The following is a 14,662-nucleotide window of genomic DNA, read 5'->3' as shown; positions in this document are numbered from 1 at the left end:
GGCTGGCAGAATCGGACGATGCGCCGCTCAGGAGTCCTCCGTCTCGCGACGGCGCTCTGGCTCGCGGTCATCGCGCTGATCACGCTGACCCCTGCGCCGTACCCGGCCGGGGAGCCGTCGACGCTCGTCCGCTCGATCATCGCCTTCCTCGGCTCGACTCCGCTGACCTCGTGGTTCGACTACGACGTCGCCGAGTTCACCGCGAACGTGCTCATGCTCGTGCCGCTCGGGGCGCTGCTGGCCGCGCAGCTGCCTCCGCGCCGCCGTCTGCTCGCCGCCCTGATCGGGCTCGGCGTCTCGGTGCTCGTCGAGACGATCCAGCTGCTCTGGCTGCCGTCGCGCGTCTCAGACGTCCGCGACCTCGTCTCGAACGGACTCGGCTCGCTCCTGGGCGCGCTGCTGACGATCGCGCTGCTCCGCTCCTCCGCTCGCCGCTCCCTCCGGAAGGACCGCACCGCCCATGCCCGCTGACACCCTCGTCCTGCTCGACCGCCCGTGCGAGGCGTCACCGGGCCACGGCCTCGCCGCGGCGGCGGTCGTCGATCCGACCGGCGTCGGCGGGATCGACGTCACCGATCTCGGCTTCACCCGGGGCGACGGCGTGTTCGAGACGATCAACCTCGTCGACGGGCGGCTGCAGGCGCTCGACGCCCACCTCGACCGCTTCGCGGCCTCGGCCCGGATGCTGGAGCTGCCGGAGCCCGACGGCGCCGCATGGCGGCACGCGATCGACGAGGCGGTCGCCTCGCATCCGCGGGTGCCGGAGGCGATGGTGAAGACGATCCTGACGCGCGGGCTCGAGGGCGACGGACGGCCGACGGGCGTGGTGTTCGTCCAGACGAGTCCGGACTTCGGCCCCGCGCGGCGGGACGGAGTGCGGATCGTGCTGCTGGACCGGGGGCTGCGGTCGGACGTGAGGGAGACCTCGCCCTGGCTGCTCGCGGGGGCGAAGACGCTCTCGTACGCGGTCAACCGCGCGGCGTCGCGCGAGGCGGTGCGGCGCGGGGCGGACGACGCGCTCTTCGTCTCGAGCGACGGGTTCCTGCTGGAGGGGCCGACCTCGAACCTCGTGCTGCTCACGGGCGGCGCGCTGCTCACTCCGCCGCCGAGCCTGGGCCTGCTGCCCGGGACGACGCAGGCCGACCTGTTCGCGCTGGCGGACGGACTCGGTCTGCGGACCGCCTACCGGGCCCTGCGCCGCGAGGACCTGGACGCCGCGGACGCCGCCTGGCTGGTCTCGAGCGCGCGGAACGCGGCTCCCATCCGCGCCGTCGACGGGAGCGAGCGCCGCGTCGACGCTGAGCTCTCGGCCCGGATCAACGCGGCGCTGCTCGCGCGCTGACGCGGCGCCCGGAAGCGCCTCGCACTAGGAGAGGTCGGTCACGTCCGTCGCCTCGCGGCTGATCAGCCCGCCCCGCACGCGGACGGCGGCGGGGTCGAGGTCGACGCCCTCGCGCTGGTCGGCGGCCTCGTCGTTGATGACGGCCGACACCAGTCCGCGCCAGTCGGTGCCCTCGGCGACGGCGTCCTCGGAGCCGAGGCGGCTCGAGACGAAGACGGCCTCCGCCGCATCGCCCGCGTGCGAGATCACGGCGAGCTTCCCGACGGCGCGGCCGTCGGGGTGGCGGACGTGCCACTCCTCGTGGCCGGACGGGACGAGCGCGTACTCGGCGCCCGCGTGCTCGAACGCGGTGTCGCGCAGCTCCGACGGCAGTCCGCTGTGCGGGGGCGCGCCGCGGGTCGGGACGCCGGTGCCGCCCTCGGAGGAGCGCGCGCTCGTCGTGCTCATGCCGACATCGCCCGGGGTGCCGGCGGCCGTGCTCGTGGCGGTCGCCTCGGCGACAGAAGCGTCCTCCTGTCCGGTGTAGGTGCTGCCGTTGGGGTTCGAGCCGGTGTTGCCGTGGTCGGTGCTCATGAGGAGACCTCCTTGTCGGGCGGTCCTGGGGACCGCGGGGTGTGCGGGTCCGCCGAGCGGCCCGGAGGGACCACCCGGCTCCCGGGTTCGTAGACTGGACGGATGCAGATCCCGGTCACCGGCGCCGTGCGCGTGGACGCCTGGCTGTGGGCGGTCCGCGTGTACAAGACGCGATCGGCCGCGACCTCAGCGGCCCGCGCGGGCCACATCCGCGTCAACGGCGAGCGGGCGAAGGCGGCGCAGACCGTGAAGGTCGGCGACGAGGTCCGCGCCCGCATCGCCGGATTCGACCGGCGCCTGATCGTGCGCGGGCTGATCGTGAAGCGGGTCGGCGCGCCTATCGCGGCGGAGTGCGCGGAGGATCTCACTCCGCCGCCCCCGCCGCGCGAATCGGCGCCCGCGATCATCGAGCGCGACCGGGGTGCCGGCCGGCCGACCAAACGCGACCGTCGCGAGATCGAGCGGCTGCGCGGCTTCTGAGCACGACGGGGTCGCTCACGGCGCGAGGGCGCGCAGGCGCTCGAGGAGGCCGTCGGCCGCCTCGTCGAGGAAGCGCTGCTGCAGCTCGTCGCCGACCTGGACCAGCGCGATGTCCGTGAACCCGGCCTCGATGTAGGGCAGGAAGCTCTCGGCGAGCTCGTCGAGGTCGGGTCCGCAGGCGATCTGCTCGGCCACGTCCTCGGGGCGCACGAACTTCGACGCTCCGGAGAAGCCGGCCGGGGTCGGCAGGTCGGCGTTCACGGCCCAGCCGCCGGCGAACCAGCGGAACTGCTCGTGCGCGAGGGCGATGCCCTGCTCCTTGTCCGGGGCCCAGCAGATCGGGATCTGCCCGATCGTGCGCGACGGCGCGGCGTCGGCACCGCGGACGGCCGTCCACTGCGAGATCAGCTCGGCCTCGGGCTCGGTGGTGATCAGGTGGTCGCCGAGCGGCGCGAAGCGCTCGATCGACTTCTCGCCCGAGACGGCGAGGCCGATCTCGACGGGCTTGTCCGGCAGGTCCCAGATGCGCGCGGAGTCGACGCGGAAGTACTCGCCCTCCCACGTCACCAGCTCGCCGGTGTGCAGCGCGCGGATGATGTGCACAGCCTCCTCGAGCATGTCCTGGCGGACCGAGACGGCCGGCCAGCCCTCGCCGACGACGTGCTCGTTCAGGTTCTCCCCCGATCCCAGACCGAGGGTGAAGCGGTCGTCCGAGAGGATCGCGAGAGTCGCGGCCTTCTGGGCGACGACGGCCGGGTGGTACCGGATCGTCGGAGCCGTGACGTAGGTGGTGAGGTCGATCGTGGACGTCGCCTGCGCGACCGCGCCCAGGAGGGTCCAGGCGTAGGAGGCGTGCCCCTGCTCGGTCAGCCAGGGCGAGTAGTGATCGCTCGAGACGGCGAACTCGAAGCCGTGCCTCTCAGCGTCGACGGCATAGCCGACCAGTTGCTTGGGTCCGCTCTGCTCGGTCATCAGGGTGTATCCGAATCGCACCATGGTCGCTCCTCGTTCCGCTCGACGTCGCGTGCCCCGGGGCACGGTCCCATGGTGCGCGGCGACCGGGGCGGCTGCTAACCCCTTGCACGGGCGACCCGCGGCGGCTAGCGGGAGCGGTCAGACGAAGCGGACGCGGTTCTGCACGCGGGTGCGGACCTCGAAGGACTCGCCGTAGCCGCCGAGGCGGTCGTCGGTGCCCGAGCGCAGCAGCTGCGGGAGGAGCGAGCGCCGGATCAGTACCGCGCCCTGGTGCCGGCCGCGCTCGACCTGCTCGTAGGGCTGCTCGAGGCCGTCGTCGGGCACGACGACGACGCTCGCCGAGAAGCGCACGCCGAGCTCGCGGCCCAGGCGCCTCGCCGCCTTCGAGAGCGACGCGATCGGCTTCTCGTCGTCGGCGACTCCGGCGCCCTCGACCTCGCCCTTGCGCAGGCGCACGGGGTCGCCCCAGTCGGCCGAGGTCAGGGCGAGCAGCCCGGACGGGCCGAGGACGACGTGGTCGATCTTGAGCCCGCCGTCGCCGACGGCCACGTCGTTCCAGATCGTGTAGGCGATGCCCAGCGAGGCGACGAGCGAGGCGGTGGCCTCCTCGGCCTGCGCCTTCGCGAGCCAGCGCCGCACTTCGCGCGGCGCGGAGCGGACGATCGCCGGATCGAACGGGTCGTCGATGTCGACGCCGCGGCCGAGCCACTCCCGCACGAGGCGCAGGTAGTACTCGCGGGCGGCTCCGCCCGGGTGGCCGTACGAGCGGGCGCGGACGGCGGAGGCGGTCTGCGGCCGGGGCGACCCGGTGTAGGGCGACTGCGGGGACTGCGCGCCCGGGGCCGGAGCGCCGCGATCGTAGTCGGTGCGGGCCGAGGCGCTGCCGATCCGCTCCCAGGCGAGCTGGACCGCGTGGAACGAGGCGGCGTCGCCTCCGGTGTCGGGGTGGGTCTCGCGGAGCAGGCGGCGGTAGGCCTTCCGCAGCTCGTCGTCGGACGCGGTGGCGGAGACGCCGAGGACCTCGTAGGGCGTGCGGGCGGCGTGGCTGTCGGGCATGGTCTTCCGGAGGGGTCGAGGAGCGGGGCGAGCCCTCGAGCATATCGGCGGCAGCCGGGCGGCCGATGGGAGCGCGCAGGGCATGCGCTCGGAAGCCGCCGGCGTCGGGAGCGCCCGGGAAGGCGCTCCCGGACGGCTCAGCCCTCGGCGAGCATCTCGCGCACTAGCGGGATCACGCGGGTGCCGTACAGCTCGAGGTTGTGCATGATCGCCGCGTGCGGCAGGGTGCCGGCGCTGTACTTGAGGTCGAAGCGGTCGATGCCCAGGGTGCCGACGGTGTTCGCGATCTTTCGGGCCACGGTCTCGGGCGAGCCGACGTGCAGCGCGCCGTCGGGGCCGGCCTCCTCCGCGAAGCGCTCGGGAGTGAGCGGGGACCAGCCGCGCTCGCGGCCGATGGCGTCGGCCATGCCCTTGTAGTGCGGGAAGTAGAGCTCGCGCGCCTCCTCGTCGGTGTCGGCGACGAAGCCGGGCGAGTGCACGGCAACCGGGAGGCGCGGCTGCTCGAGCTGGTCGAGGGCGCGGCCGAAGAGGTCGACGTAGGGGCGGAAGCGGGCCGGCGAGCCGCCGATGATCGCCAGCACCAGCGGGAAGCCGAACCGGGCGGCGCGGACGACCGACTCCGGACTGCCGCCGACGCCGATCCAGGTGCGCAGGCGCCCGTTCTCGACGGAGGGGAACACGCTCTGCTCGGTGAGCGCGGCGCGGGTGCGGCCCTCCCAGGTCACCGGTCCGCCCTCGAGGAGGGCGTGGAAGAGCTCCAGCTTCTCCTCGAAGAGGAGCTCGTACTGCGAGAGGTCGAGGCCGAAGAGGGGGAAGGACTCGGTGAAGGAGCCGCGGCCGAGGATGACCTCCGCGCGCCCGTTCGAGACTCCGTCGAGGGTCGCGAAGCGCTGGTAGACGCGGACGGGGTCGTCGGAGGAGAGGACGGTGACGGCGGATCCGAGGTGGATGCGCTCGGTGCGGCCCGCGATCGCGGCCAGGACCACGTCGGGAGCGCTCACCGCGAAGTCGGCGCGGTGGTGCTCGCCCACTCCGAAGAAGTCGATGCCGACCGCGTCGGCGAGCACGCCCTCCTCGACGACGTCGCGCAGGACCTGGCCGTGCGGGAGCAGGGCGCCGTCGGCGCCGCGGGTGACGTCGCCGAACGTGTCGACGCCGAACTTCACTTCATGCATACTCATGGACTTCTGCAACCTCCCGAGGTCGTGGGCTATTCCTGCGGCGGATCCGGGACGATCCCGGCCGCGACGGCGGGCTCGCGATAGGCGCGGCCGAGGGACTCCGTGGTGTCGTGCGCGTTCAGACCGCTCGGATTGGGCAGGACCCACAGCGGGACGCCCGCGATCCCCTCCTCCTGACGCCCCTGCTTCGCCGAGCGCCGACCGAACGCCGCGCGGTACGCGGTGATGCCGACCATCGCGACGGCGGAGGGACGCACCCGCTCGACGGTGGCGACCAGCCGTCGCGCCCCGGCGCGCAGCTCCTCGCCGCTCAGCTCGTCGGCGCGCGAGGTGGCCCGCGCTGCGAGGTTCGTGATGCCGATCCCGCGATCGATCAGCAGGCGGCGGTCCTCGTCGCTCATCCCCTCCGACACGCGCATCGGCCGCTCGAGGATCCCCGCCGCGAGCAGGGCCGGGTAGAAGCGGTTGCCGGGGTGCGCGAAGTGCGCGCCCGTCGCCGCCGTCCAGAGGCCGGGGTTGATGCCGACGAAGAGCAGGCGGACGTCGGGGCCCAGCAGATCCTCGACCGTGCGGTCGCGGAAGGACGCGAGCTGGGCGCGGGTGAAGGGCACGACTCCATCCTCCCCCGGACGCCCCGCCGCAAGTAGTCGCCGGCGGCCCCCGCGGATGGAAGCATGGAGCCATGACGAACGCATCCCAGGACCACCCGATCCAGCACGGCAGCGACGACGCGGTGCTCGACGAGAAGCTGCGGGGGATCCTGCTGCAGGTCGCCGGCGATCTGCAGCTGCGGCCCGACGAGGACCCGGAGGCGCTGCTGCGCCAGCGCCTGCGCGACACCCGTATCGAGCTGTCGGAGGAGAGCATCCCCGGGCTCGCGAAGCGGATCCCCGGGCTGACCGATCGCAGCAACGGCGAGATGAACCCCGGAGCGCACTGACCTACTCCGGGACCGCCGGGCCCTTGCGGTGGTGGTCGAACACGATGCTGGTGCGGGTCGACGCGACCGCGGGGTGAGCCGACAGGTTCGAGACCACGAAGTCGCGCACGTCGTTGGAGTCGCGGACGGCGACGTGGATGATGAAGTCCTCCGAGCCGCCGAGGAAGAAGAGCTGCACGACCTCGGGCAGCGCCCGGATCTCGTCGGCGAACCGGGAGATCGCCTGGCGCTGACCGACCCGGATGCTCACGCTGATCAGCGCCTGCAGCGTGAGTCCGAGAGCGGCCGGGTCGAGCTCGGCGGTGAAGCCGGTGATGATGCCGCGCTCCACCAGCGAGCGCACGCGCGAGACGCAGGTGGACGGCGCGATGCCCGCCTGCTCGGCGAGGCGGCTGTTCGGCGTCCGCGCATCCGCTCGCAGCAGCCGCACCAGTGCGCGGTCGACCGGATCGAGGTCGCCGAGGTCGTGCAGATCCTTCGGTCTCATCGCCGCCTGCCCTTCTCGGACCGCCGATCGTGCGGAACTGCGGGCGTTCTTCGACGATCCTGCGGAACGTCACCCGTCGGAAACACGATCTTCGCACGATAGGAGCGACGTCGGCGCAGGATCGGCGTCCACCGCCCAGCGTCGGGCGCTGCACCTCGGGCGCCCGCGAATCGAGGAGCCGCCATGCGCATCGGGATCCCCAGCGAGATCAAGAACAACGAGAGCCGCGTCGCCGCGACGCCCGCCGGCGTCCACGAGCTCGTCCGGCGCGGGCACGACGTGCTCGTGCAGTCGGGCGCGGGCCTGGGCTCCCGCCTCACGGACGAGGACTTCGCCGCAGCCGGAGCACGGCTCGCCGCGGACGCCGACGAGGTCTGGGGCGAGGCCGACCTCGTCCTGAAGGTGAAGGAGCCGATCGAGGCGGAGTACCCGCGGATGCGCGCGGGCCAGGTGCTCTTCACCTACCTCCACCTCGCCGCGTCCCGCCCGTGCACCGACGCGCTGCTCGCCTCCGGGACCACGGCGATCGCCTACGAGACGGTGCAGCTGCCGAACCGTCAGCTGCCGCTGCTCTCGCCGATGAGCGAGGTCGCGGGGCGCCTGTCGATCACCGTCGGCGCGTACCACCTGATGAGCGCGGCGGGCGGGCGCGGCACCCTGCTGGGCGGCGTTCCCGGCACGCCGAAGGCGAAGGTCGTCGTGATCGGCGGAGGAGTCGCCGGCGAGCATGCGGCGGCGAACGCAGTTGGGATGGGGGCGGACGTGACGATCGTCGACCTCTCGCTCCCCCGGCTGCGCGAGCTCGAGAACCGTTTCGGCGGAGCGATCCAGACGCGGGCGTCGTCGACGTACGAGATCGCGGCGCAGGTCGCCGACGCCGACCTGGTGGTCGGCTCGGTGCTGATCCCCGGCGCGCGGGCGCCGAAGCTCGTCACCGACGAGATGGTGGCGACGATGAAGGCGGGCTCGGTGCTCGTGGACATCGCCATCGACCAAGGGGGCTGCTTCGAGGGCTCGCGGCCGACCACCCACGACGACCCGGTGTTCGCCGTGCACGACAGCGTCTACTACTGCGTCGCAAACATGCCCGGCGCGGTTCCCGAGACCTCGACGCGGGCGCTGACCAACGCCACGCTGCCCTACGTCGTCGCGCTCGCGGACCAGGGCTGGGAGGCGGCGCTGCGGAGAGACCCCGCCCTCGCGCGGGGACTCAGCACCCACGACGGGCGGGTCGTGAACGCGGCCGTCGCCGAGGCGTTCGACCTGCCGGTCACGCGGGTCGAGGACCTGCTCGGAGGCCGGAGCTCCGACTGAGGACCCAGATGAGCGCACCCGCCGCGAGCACCGCGGCGATCAGGCCGAGGACGTGCGCGATCAGGGACGGCAGCCCGTTCCCGGGCAGCAGGAAGCCGTAGGGGACCCAGCCGTCGGTCCGCCCGCGGACGAGCACCACGACCAGCCAGACCAGCGGGTAGGGCAGGACCAGCGGGAGCCTGCGCCACGGCAGAGGCGGCCGGTCGGCGACGAGGGCCCAGTCGAGGACGGCGAGCACCGGCAGGACGACGTGCAGCAGCGCGCTGACCCACGGCGGTGCGGATCCCGTGCCCGGCACGAGGGTGTTGTAGACGACTCCGACGACGACGAGGTAGGCGGTGGCGATCCCCCGGACGAGGCTCGACGACTCGGAGGGCGCGCGGTCGAGCAGCGCCACTGCCCCCGAGACGAGCAGCACGACGCTCAGGATCAGGCTGGTCTGGTTCGTGAAGTAGCCGAAGTAGTCGACGGGACTCGCGTCGCCCACCGCCACTCTCAGGCCGTAGGCGTAGCCGAGCACCGCGAGCACGACCACCGACACGAGCAGGCGGGCTACGGCCACGGCGGGCGGAGTCGCGGGGACCGCCCTACGCACGCGGATCGTCCTCGCCGCTCCCCCGGCTCAGCCACCCCGGTCCGGTCGGATCGGGGGCGGGCGGCGGGGTCGGAGCCGGTGGCCGGATGAGCAGCTGGACCTGCTTGACGACGCCCAGGACGACTCCGGTGCCGAACAACGGCACGCCGAGCAGGAGCACGAGCCACAGCGGAGCGTGCCGGCGGCTGCCGCCGATCTCGGCGGTGAGATCCCATCCGGCATCGGAGGCCAGCACGACGATCCCCGCGACGAAGAGGCCGCTGACGAGCGCCAGCGCCCACGGGTGCTCCTGCAGGTACTCCTGTGCTCGGCCTGACCGAGGTGTGCTCACGTGCGCGCCTCGGTCCGCACGCGCTTCAGCTGCTCGGGCGCATCGGTCGCGGGGACCCACTCGCACCGGAAGCGCCCGAAGTAGCCGAAGAGCACGCCCAACGCGCTGTTGCGCACCCCTGAATCGGCGTCGATGACCGTCTCGACGCAGATCGCCCGTTCCCCCATGCAGCGAGCGTAGCCGCGCACCTTGACGCTCGACCCCTACCTTCCTATTCTTCGGAGCATGCCCAGACGCAGACCGGGGACGGTCCTCCCCCTCGAGCTCGACCTCCTCGAGGCGCTGCTCGCCGCCGCCGAGCCCGTGCACGGCTTCGCTCTCGCGGCCTCGATCGCCGAGCGGGACGGTGCGGCGCTGACCGCCCACGGCACGCTGTACAAGGCGCTCGGGCGGATGCAGGAGCGCGGCCTGGTGACGTCGTCGTGGGAGGACAAGGCCGAGGCGACCGCGCAGGGGCGGCCGCCCCGGCGCTGCTACGAGGTCACCGGCGAGGGGCGGGCCGTCGCGCACGCCGCGGCGGCGGCGTCCCGAGTCGCGCCGTCGTCGCCCCTCCTCGCGGGAGGGACGGCGTGACCCGCCGTTCCGCGGCCGTCCGCCGCTCGACGCTCTCGGCTCTGCGGTGGTGCCGCTTCTACACCCGCGGACTCGACACTCTGGCCGCGTCGGATCGTGCCGACGAGATCGCCTCCGATCTGCACGAGCACGCCCTGTGGGCGGAGGAGCGTGGGGAGAGCCCCGCGCGGACCGCTCGTGCGATCCGCTCCCGGGTCCTGCGGGGAGCGGGCGCCGATCTGCTCTGGCGGCGTGCGCGGCTCCGCGAGGGCAGTACGGAGGCCCTGTTCGACGGGCGCGTCGGCTCGCTCTCGGCGGGACTGCAGGCGGTCGCACTGCTGCTCGTGCTCGCGTCCGTCCTCGTCGGCGGGTGGGCGAGCATCCGGGTGACGACCGAGAGCACGGTGCCGCTCCCGACCCTGCTGCCCGTTCCCGTCGCGACGCTGATCGCGGCGGTCGGGCTCCTGCTGCTCGCAGGCAGGAGGACGAGGATCGCGGGGGCGCTCCTGGGCGCGGTGGGCGTCAGCGTGCTGCCCACGGTCGCGGTCGACGCGCTCTGGTACGTCAGCGCGACGGTACCGGTGCTCGTGTCCACCGTCCCCGCGCTCGATCTCGGCCTGCTCCTGCTCGGCAACGCGCAGGGGCTGATCCTTCTCGCCGCCGTCCTCTGCTGGTCGATCGAGCGTCGTCGCCCCGAAGGGGCGGTGGCGGCGTGAGCCGGCAGCAGGGCGGGACCCGGTTCCGTGCGGCCGTCGCTCTCACCGTGGCCGGGGTGCTCCTGACCGTCGGGATCGGGACCGCGCTGATCGTCGGGGCGAGCGCGTCGGTGCAGCGGTACGAGGCACTCGCGGCCGTTCCCGGCGACGTCCGGTCCGACGAGTCGCTCCCCCGCGAGCCGCGCGAGCCCGCGGAGCAGCCGACTCCGACCGCCGCGCCCGACGGAGCACGCTACGACCAGTGGGGCGTGCGCCTGTACGGCGATGCGGACTCGGCCGCGGTCATCGAGTACCCAGCGGCGCTCACGGGCGACGAGCTCGAGAACCTGCACTCCTGGGTCGACATGCAGTTCCTCGTTGCGGAGTGCATGACGGAGGCGGGACACGACTACACCTTCCAGCTCCCGTGGGAGCGATCGCCCGAGAGCCACGGCTCCGGGCTGCCCGAGGCGGGCGGTGCCGCGTGGATCGCGCTCTACGGCGACGACGCCGACGGACCCTACGACTGGACACGGGCGGGCTGCCACGGCGCCGTCGTGCACGCGATGGGCAACGACGGTGCGCACTGAGCCGGTGATCCGCGCATGAACGGGACACCTCTCCTCGGCGGCGGCGACGAGGAGAGGCCCGCCGACGCGAGGACGCGTCACGGGGCGGCCGGCGGACCCGGCGACCGGTCCGCGTGGATCGTGCTCGGCATCGTCCTCCTCGTCGTCGGCACGGTCTCGAACGTCGCGGCGGGCATGGTCTGGGATCCGGACGAGGAGTGCGCGGTGGGCGGCCACGGCGGACTGGCGGAGCAGCGCCGTCTGCCGACGGCGATCCTCTGCACGGACGGGGTCGACCTCGTCCACCCGGCAGTCGCGGTGCTCACGCTGCTCTGCCTCGGGCTCGGCGCCGCAGCGCTCCTCCTGGCGCTGCGACCGGATCGCCGGTGAGCCGCGGATCGGTCGTGTCCTCTTCCGGACGTGTCCTCTAGAGGTTCTTGCGGGGGGCGCAGGACGGTCACGACACTGGGGGCACCCCGGTCGGCGAAGGCCGGTCACTCGCGCAGTGCTCCGCGAGTGGCCGGCGGTGACGGCTACTCGCTCGCGGGTGCGGCACCGCTGTCCGCGGTCCACGCCGTGCCCAGGGCGAACAGGGTCGAGACTCCGTGGTGCTCCATCGCCGCCGCGACGCGTCGGCGCCCCGTGCGGGGGTTGATCCCCAGGCGGTGGGACGCGGTCTCGAGGGTGATCCCCGTCCGCATGAGGCGCAGCAGCGACGTCCACGACTCCTCGACGGCGGCGACCGGGACGGCCTGCCGCCACAGCTCCTCGAAGTACGCGCTGACCAGGCCCGCGAGGGCGGCGTGCCGCACGCCCACGACGCTGGTCGGCCGCGTCTCGCCCCACTCGAACGGCACCGCCAGGTGCTCGCCGTCGACCCAGAACCAACTGGGCGGGTTCTCGAGCAGGCGGTACTCGACTCCTGCCTTCTCGTAGGCCTCGATGCGGGCGAGGACGCGCGGGTCGCTCACGCACGAGGCCGGCATGATGACCCGGACGCGGTCCTTCGCCGCCAGGGCCTGCCCGAAGCGGATCGCGCGCTCGGTGGGCGGATCGAGGAAGCGCTCGACGTCGGGCAGGACGGCGATGAGCGTTCCGGAGTCGCGGCGGACGAGGTCGAACCAGAGATCCTCGGACGCGTGCCGTCCGTGCCGGAGCAGGGTGGGCACGAGATCGGCCGACGCCTCGCCGACCGACCAGGCGCCCATCAGCCCGGGCAGTCCGGCCATGACGCGCTCGATGCCCTCGACCGACTCCTCCGTGGCGCGGCGGACGGCGTCGGTGTGCCGGGCGATGCTCGCGGCCGCCCACTCCGCGGGAGGGACGTACGCGAGGAGGTCGTCCTGTCCCCCGAGCAGGCCGCGCTCGCGCAGCCGATGGACACCCGAGCGCACGAGATCGGGGGCGAGCTGGGTGAGCTCGGCCGCCTCGACGATCGTGGCCGGGCGTCCGCGGTGCAGCGCCGCGAGCAGGTTCTCGTCGTCCATGGATCTCCCGTGATCTCTTCCCCGGGGACGACAGTTCCGTGTCGCGGTCCTGTGTGCAAGTCCGCCTCGCTCTGCGGCCGGAGCGCCGCCCTGATCGGGGGCCCGGGAGTGCCGGGAAAGGCGTCAGCTCAGGCCGAGGCGCTCCACGATCTCGGCGATCTCCTCCTCCGGGGCGTTCCCGACGTCGACCGTGATGTGCCGCTCGTCGTCACCGAGGGGCTCGAGCAGGCCGAACTGCGAATCGAGCAGCGTCGTCGGCATGAAGTGGTCGAGCCGGGAGGCGAGGCGCCCGGCGACGACCTCCTTCGATCCGGCGAGGTGCACGAAGACGAGGTCGTCGCGCCGCAGGATGTCGCGGTAGGCGCGGCGCAGTGCCGAGCAGGTGACGACGACGGGGCGGCCGCTCGTGATCCGCTCGTCGACCACCCGGGCGATCTCGGCGAGCCAGGGAGCGCGGTCGGAGTCGTCGAGCGGGATGCCCGCCGCCATCTTCTCGACGTTCGCGCGCGGGTGGAGATCGTCGCCCTCGAGGAAGCTCCAGTGCAGGAAGCCGGCGAGCAGGGCGGCGACGGTCGACTTCCCGCTGCCGGAGACGCCCATGACGACGATCGCGCGGACGGGGGCGGTGGTCGGGTGCTGCATCAGAGTCCTCCTACGAACAGGCCGATCACGAGGACGCCGGCGAGCCCCGTCACCGAGACCAGGCACTCCATCACCGTCCACGTCTTCAGTGTCTGGCCGATGCTGAGCCCGAGGTACTCCTTGACGAGCCAGAACCCGGCGTCGTTCACATGCGAGAGGAACACCGAGCCTGCCCCGATCGCGAGCACCATGAGGGCGACCATCGGTCCGTCCATCGTCTCGGTCAGCGGCTGGAGGATTCCTGCGGCCGTCACCGTCGCGACGGTCGCGGAGCCGGTGGCGATGCGGATCACCACCGCGACGAGCCAGGCGAGGAGGAGCGCGGACGCTCCGCTGCCCTCCGCCAGCTGGGCCACGACGCTGCCGATGCCGGTGTCGACGAGGACCTGCTTGAATCCGCCGCCCGCGCCGACGATCAGGAGGATGCCCGCGATGGGCGGGAGGGAGCTGGAGAGCGAGTCCTGGAGCTCGGAGCGGTTCATCCGGCCGCCGCGGCCCAGCAGCACCAGACCGGCGAGCAGGGCGATGCCGAGGGCGATGGTCGGGGTGCCGAGGAAGTCGAGGACCGCCTTCCACGCCGCCTCGGACTGGGGAGCGGCGATGTCGGCGACGGCCTTGCCGAGCATGAGCACGACGGGGAGCAGGATGCTCGCGACCGCGGCGACGAAGCCCGGGCGGTGCTCGCGGGCGTCGCCGGCGCCCTCGCCGAAGAGCGGCGGAGTCTCGACGGGCGCCCACTTCGCGGCCAGGCGGCCGAAGAGAGGACCGGCGACGACCACGGTCGGGATCGCGACGAGCACGCCGAAGGCGAGCGTGACTCCGAGGTTCGCGCCGAGCGCGTCGATCGCGACCAGCGGACCGGGGTGTGGCGGCACCAGGCCGTGCATGACCGAGAGACCCGCGAGGGTGGGGATCGCGATCGTCATGAGCGGCAGTCCGCTCCGGCGCGCGACCAGGATCACGACGGGGATGAGGAGGACGAGGCCGACCTCGAAGAACATGGGCAGGCCGATCAGCGCTCCTACGAAGCCCATCATCCAGGGCAGCGCGCGGGTGCTCGAGCGGGCGATGAGGGTGTCGACGATGCGGTCGGCTCCGCCGGAGTCGGCGAGGAGCTTGCCGTACATGGCGCCGAGTCCGATCAGGATTCCGACGCCTCCCATCGTGTTGCCGAAGCCGAGCGCGAAGCTGGCGACGGCGTCCGCGGGCGCCATCGCGGCGACGAGGCCGGTGGTCAGCGCGCCGATGAGCAGCGAGACGAAGGGGTGCAGCTTCAGCCAGGTGATCAGGACGACGATCACGGCGATGCCGAGGATCGCGGCGAGGATCAGCTGCCCCTGAGGGGCGGTGGTGGCGACCTCCTCCCCCGCGGCGCGGAGAAGGGAGGGGAGGGTCGGTGTCATGAGCATCCTTGATCGGTCCGACGGCTCGCGGACATGCCTC

The 14,662-nt window shown here is 73.1% G+C and carries 21 protein-coding genes; 9 read left to right on the top strand and 12 right to left on the bottom strand.

Annotation, left to right across the window (positions count from 1 at the left end; all coding sequences use genetic code 11):
- Positions 1–18: 18 nt before the first annotated feature.
- Positions 19–471 (top strand): VanZ family protein, encoded by a 453-nt coding sequence (locus ASF48_RS18595; RefSeq protein ID WP_055794895.1) that lies wholly within the window; start codon positions 19–21, stop codon positions 469–471.
- Positions 461–1,342, top strand: a complete 882-nt coding sequence (locus tag ASF48_RS18590; RefSeq protein ID WP_055794893.1) for an aminotransferase class IV — start codon at positions 461–463, stop codon at positions 1,340–1,342. The genes ASF48_RS18595 and ASF48_RS18590 overlap by 11 nt, the downstream gene beginning before the upstream one ends.
- 24 nt (positions 1,343–1,366) lie before the next feature.
- On the opposite strand, the gene ASF48_RS18585 is transcribed toward ASF48_RS18590, so the two are convergent.
- A complete protein-coding gene (locus tag ASF48_RS18585) occupies positions 1,367–1,915 on the bottom strand; it encodes a hypothetical protein (RefSeq protein ID WP_055794892.1) in 549 nt (182 codons plus the stop codon).
- A gap of 102 nt (positions 1,916–2,017) precedes the next feature.
- On the opposite strand from ASF48_RS18585, the gene ASF48_RS18580 reads away from it, so the two are divergent.
- Positions 2,018–2,395 carry an RNA-binding S4 domain-containing protein gene (locus ASF48_RS18580; RefSeq protein ID WP_055794888.1) on the top strand — a complete coding sequence of 126 codons (378 nt, stop codon included), beginning with the start codon at positions 2,018–2,020 and terminating at the stop codon, positions 2,393–2,395.
- Positions 2,396–2,410: 15 nt separating this feature from the next.
- Here the strand turns inward: ASF48_RS18580 and ASF48_RS18575 are convergent, their stop codons facing one another.
- The 4 genes from ASF48_RS18575 to mug form a co-directional block, all read right to left on the bottom strand.
- Positions 2,411–3,391, bottom strand: coding sequence for a TIGR03557 family F420-dependent LLM class oxidoreductase (locus tag ASF48_RS18575; protein WP_055794884.1), 981 nt, complete (start codon positions 3,389–3,391; stop codon positions 2,411–2,413).
- A gap of 117 nt (positions 3,392–3,508) precedes the next feature.
- Positions 3,509–4,426, bottom strand: a complete 918-nt coding sequence (locus ASF48_RS18570; protein WP_055794881.1) for a J domain-containing protein — start codon at positions 4,424–4,426, stop codon at positions 3,509–3,511.
- A gap of 137 nt (positions 4,427–4,563) precedes the next feature.
- Positions 4,564–5,601 (bottom strand): LLM class flavin-dependent oxidoreductase, encoded by a 1,038-nt coding sequence (locus tag ASF48_RS18565; RefSeq protein WP_055794878.1) that lies wholly within the window; start codon positions 5,599–5,601, stop codon positions 4,564–4,566.
- 35 nt (positions 5,602–5,636) lie between these two features.
- Complete coding sequence (gene mug, locus ASF48_RS18560; protein ID WP_055794875.1) at positions 5,637–6,218, bottom strand: G/U mismatch-specific DNA glycosylase; 582 nt, start codon at positions 6,216–6,218, stop codon at positions 5,637–5,639.
- Between the two features lie 71 nt (positions 6,219–6,289).
- Between mug and ASF48_RS18555 the strand changes: the two genes are divergently transcribed.
- The gene (locus tag ASF48_RS18555) at positions 6,290–6,547 is read left to right on the top strand and encodes a hypothetical protein (protein WP_055794872.1); all 258 of its coding nucleotides are present in this window, start codon (positions 6,290–6,292) and stop codon (positions 6,545–6,547) included.
- A gap of 1 nt (position 6,548) precedes the next feature.
- Here the strand turns inward: ASF48_RS18555 and ASF48_RS18550 are convergent, their stop codons facing one another.
- Positions 6,549–7,034 (bottom strand): Lrp/AsnC family transcriptional regulator, encoded by a 486-nt coding sequence (locus ASF48_RS18550; protein ID WP_055794869.1) that lies wholly within the window; start codon positions 7,032–7,034, stop codon positions 6,549–6,551.
- A 183-nt stretch (positions 7,035–7,217) separates the two neighbouring features.
- On the opposite strand from ASF48_RS18550, the gene ald reads away from it, so the two are divergent.
- On the top strand, positions 7,218–8,348 hold the full coding sequence (gene ald, locus ASF48_RS18545; RefSeq protein ID WP_055794868.1) for an alanine dehydrogenase: 1,131 nt from the start codon (positions 7,218–7,220) through the stop codon (positions 8,346–8,348).
- Here the strand turns inward: ald and ASF48_RS18540 are convergent.
- The 3 genes from ASF48_RS18540 to ASF48_RS18530 are packed head-to-tail and all read right to left on the bottom strand — an operon-like array spanning position 8,305 to position 9,441.
- The gene (locus tag ASF48_RS18540) at positions 8,305–8,943 is read right to left on the bottom strand and encodes a Pr6Pr family membrane protein (RefSeq protein WP_230670365.1); all 639 of its coding nucleotides are present in this window, start codon (positions 8,941–8,943) and stop codon (positions 8,305–8,307) included. The two genes, ald and ASF48_RS18540, sit on opposite strands and share 44 nt — an antisense overlap.
- Positions 8,936–9,274: a hypothetical protein gene (locus ASF48_RS18535; protein WP_055794862.1), complete on the bottom strand. Its 339-nt coding sequence runs from the start codon at positions 9,272–9,274 to the stop codon at positions 8,936–8,938. The genes ASF48_RS18540 and ASF48_RS18535 overlap by 8 nt, the downstream gene beginning before the upstream one ends.
- Positions 9,271–9,441: a hypothetical protein gene (locus ASF48_RS18530; protein ID WP_157603251.1), complete on the bottom strand. Its 171-nt coding sequence runs from the start codon at positions 9,439–9,441 to the stop codon at positions 9,271–9,273. Before ASF48_RS18530 ends, ASF48_RS18535 begins: the two co-directional genes overlap by 4 nt.
- Positions 9,442–9,499: 58 nt before the next feature.
- On the opposite strand from ASF48_RS18530, the gene ASF48_RS18525 reads away from it, so the two are divergent.
- The 4 genes from ASF48_RS18525 to ASF48_RS18510 are packed head-to-tail and all read left to right on the top strand — an operon-like array spanning position 9,500 to position 11,480.
- Positions 9,500–9,847, top strand: coding sequence for a PadR family transcriptional regulator (locus tag ASF48_RS18525; protein WP_055794859.1), 348 nt, complete (start codon positions 9,500–9,502; stop codon positions 9,845–9,847).
- A complete protein-coding gene (locus tag ASF48_RS18520) occupies positions 9,844–10,542 on the top strand; it encodes a hypothetical protein (protein WP_055794858.1) in 699 nt (232 codons plus the stop codon). Before ASF48_RS18525 ends, ASF48_RS18520 begins: the two co-directional genes overlap by 4 nt.
- The gene (locus tag ASF48_RS18515; RefSeq protein WP_055794856.1) at positions 10,539–11,111 is read left to right on the top strand and encodes a hypothetical protein; all 573 of its coding nucleotides are present in this window, start codon (positions 10,539–10,541) and stop codon (positions 11,109–11,111) included. Before ASF48_RS18520 ends, ASF48_RS18515 begins: the two co-directional genes overlap by 4 nt.
- Before the next feature lie 15 nt (positions 11,112–11,126).
- Complete coding sequence (locus ASF48_RS18510) at positions 11,127–11,480, top strand: hypothetical protein (RefSeq protein WP_055794854.1); 354 nt, start codon at positions 11,127–11,129, stop codon at positions 11,478–11,480.
- 143 nt (positions 11,481–11,623) lie between these two features.
- Here ASF48_RS18510 and ASF48_RS18505 read toward each other — a convergent pair whose 3' ends face one another.
- The 3 genes from ASF48_RS18505 to ASF48_RS18495 form a co-directional block, all read right to left on the bottom strand.
- Positions 11,624–12,577, bottom strand: coding sequence for a hypothetical protein (locus tag ASF48_RS18505; protein WP_055794852.1), 954 nt, complete (start codon positions 12,575–12,577; stop codon positions 11,624–11,626).
- A gap of 123 nt (positions 12,578–12,700) precedes the next feature.
- Positions 12,701–13,219, bottom strand: coding sequence for a gluconokinase (locus tag ASF48_RS18500; RefSeq protein ID WP_055794850.1), 519 nt, complete (start codon positions 13,217–13,219; stop codon positions 12,701–12,703).
- Positions 13,219–14,622 carry a GntP family permease gene (locus ASF48_RS18495; RefSeq protein WP_055794848.1) on the bottom strand — a complete coding sequence of 468 codons (1,404 nt, stop codon included), beginning with the start codon at positions 14,620–14,622 and terminating at the stop codon, positions 13,219–13,221. Before ASF48_RS18495 ends, ASF48_RS18500 begins: the two co-directional genes overlap by 1 nt.
- Between the last annotated feature and the right edge of the window lie 40 nt (positions 14,623–14,662).

This window comes from Rathayibacter sp. Leaf299, assembly GCF_001423055.1.
GTDB lineage: Bacteria > Actinomycetota > Actinomycetes > Actinomycetales > Microbacteriaceae > Rathayibacter > Rathayibacter caricis.
This window is presented reverse-complemented; position numbering and strand designations above follow the sequence as displayed.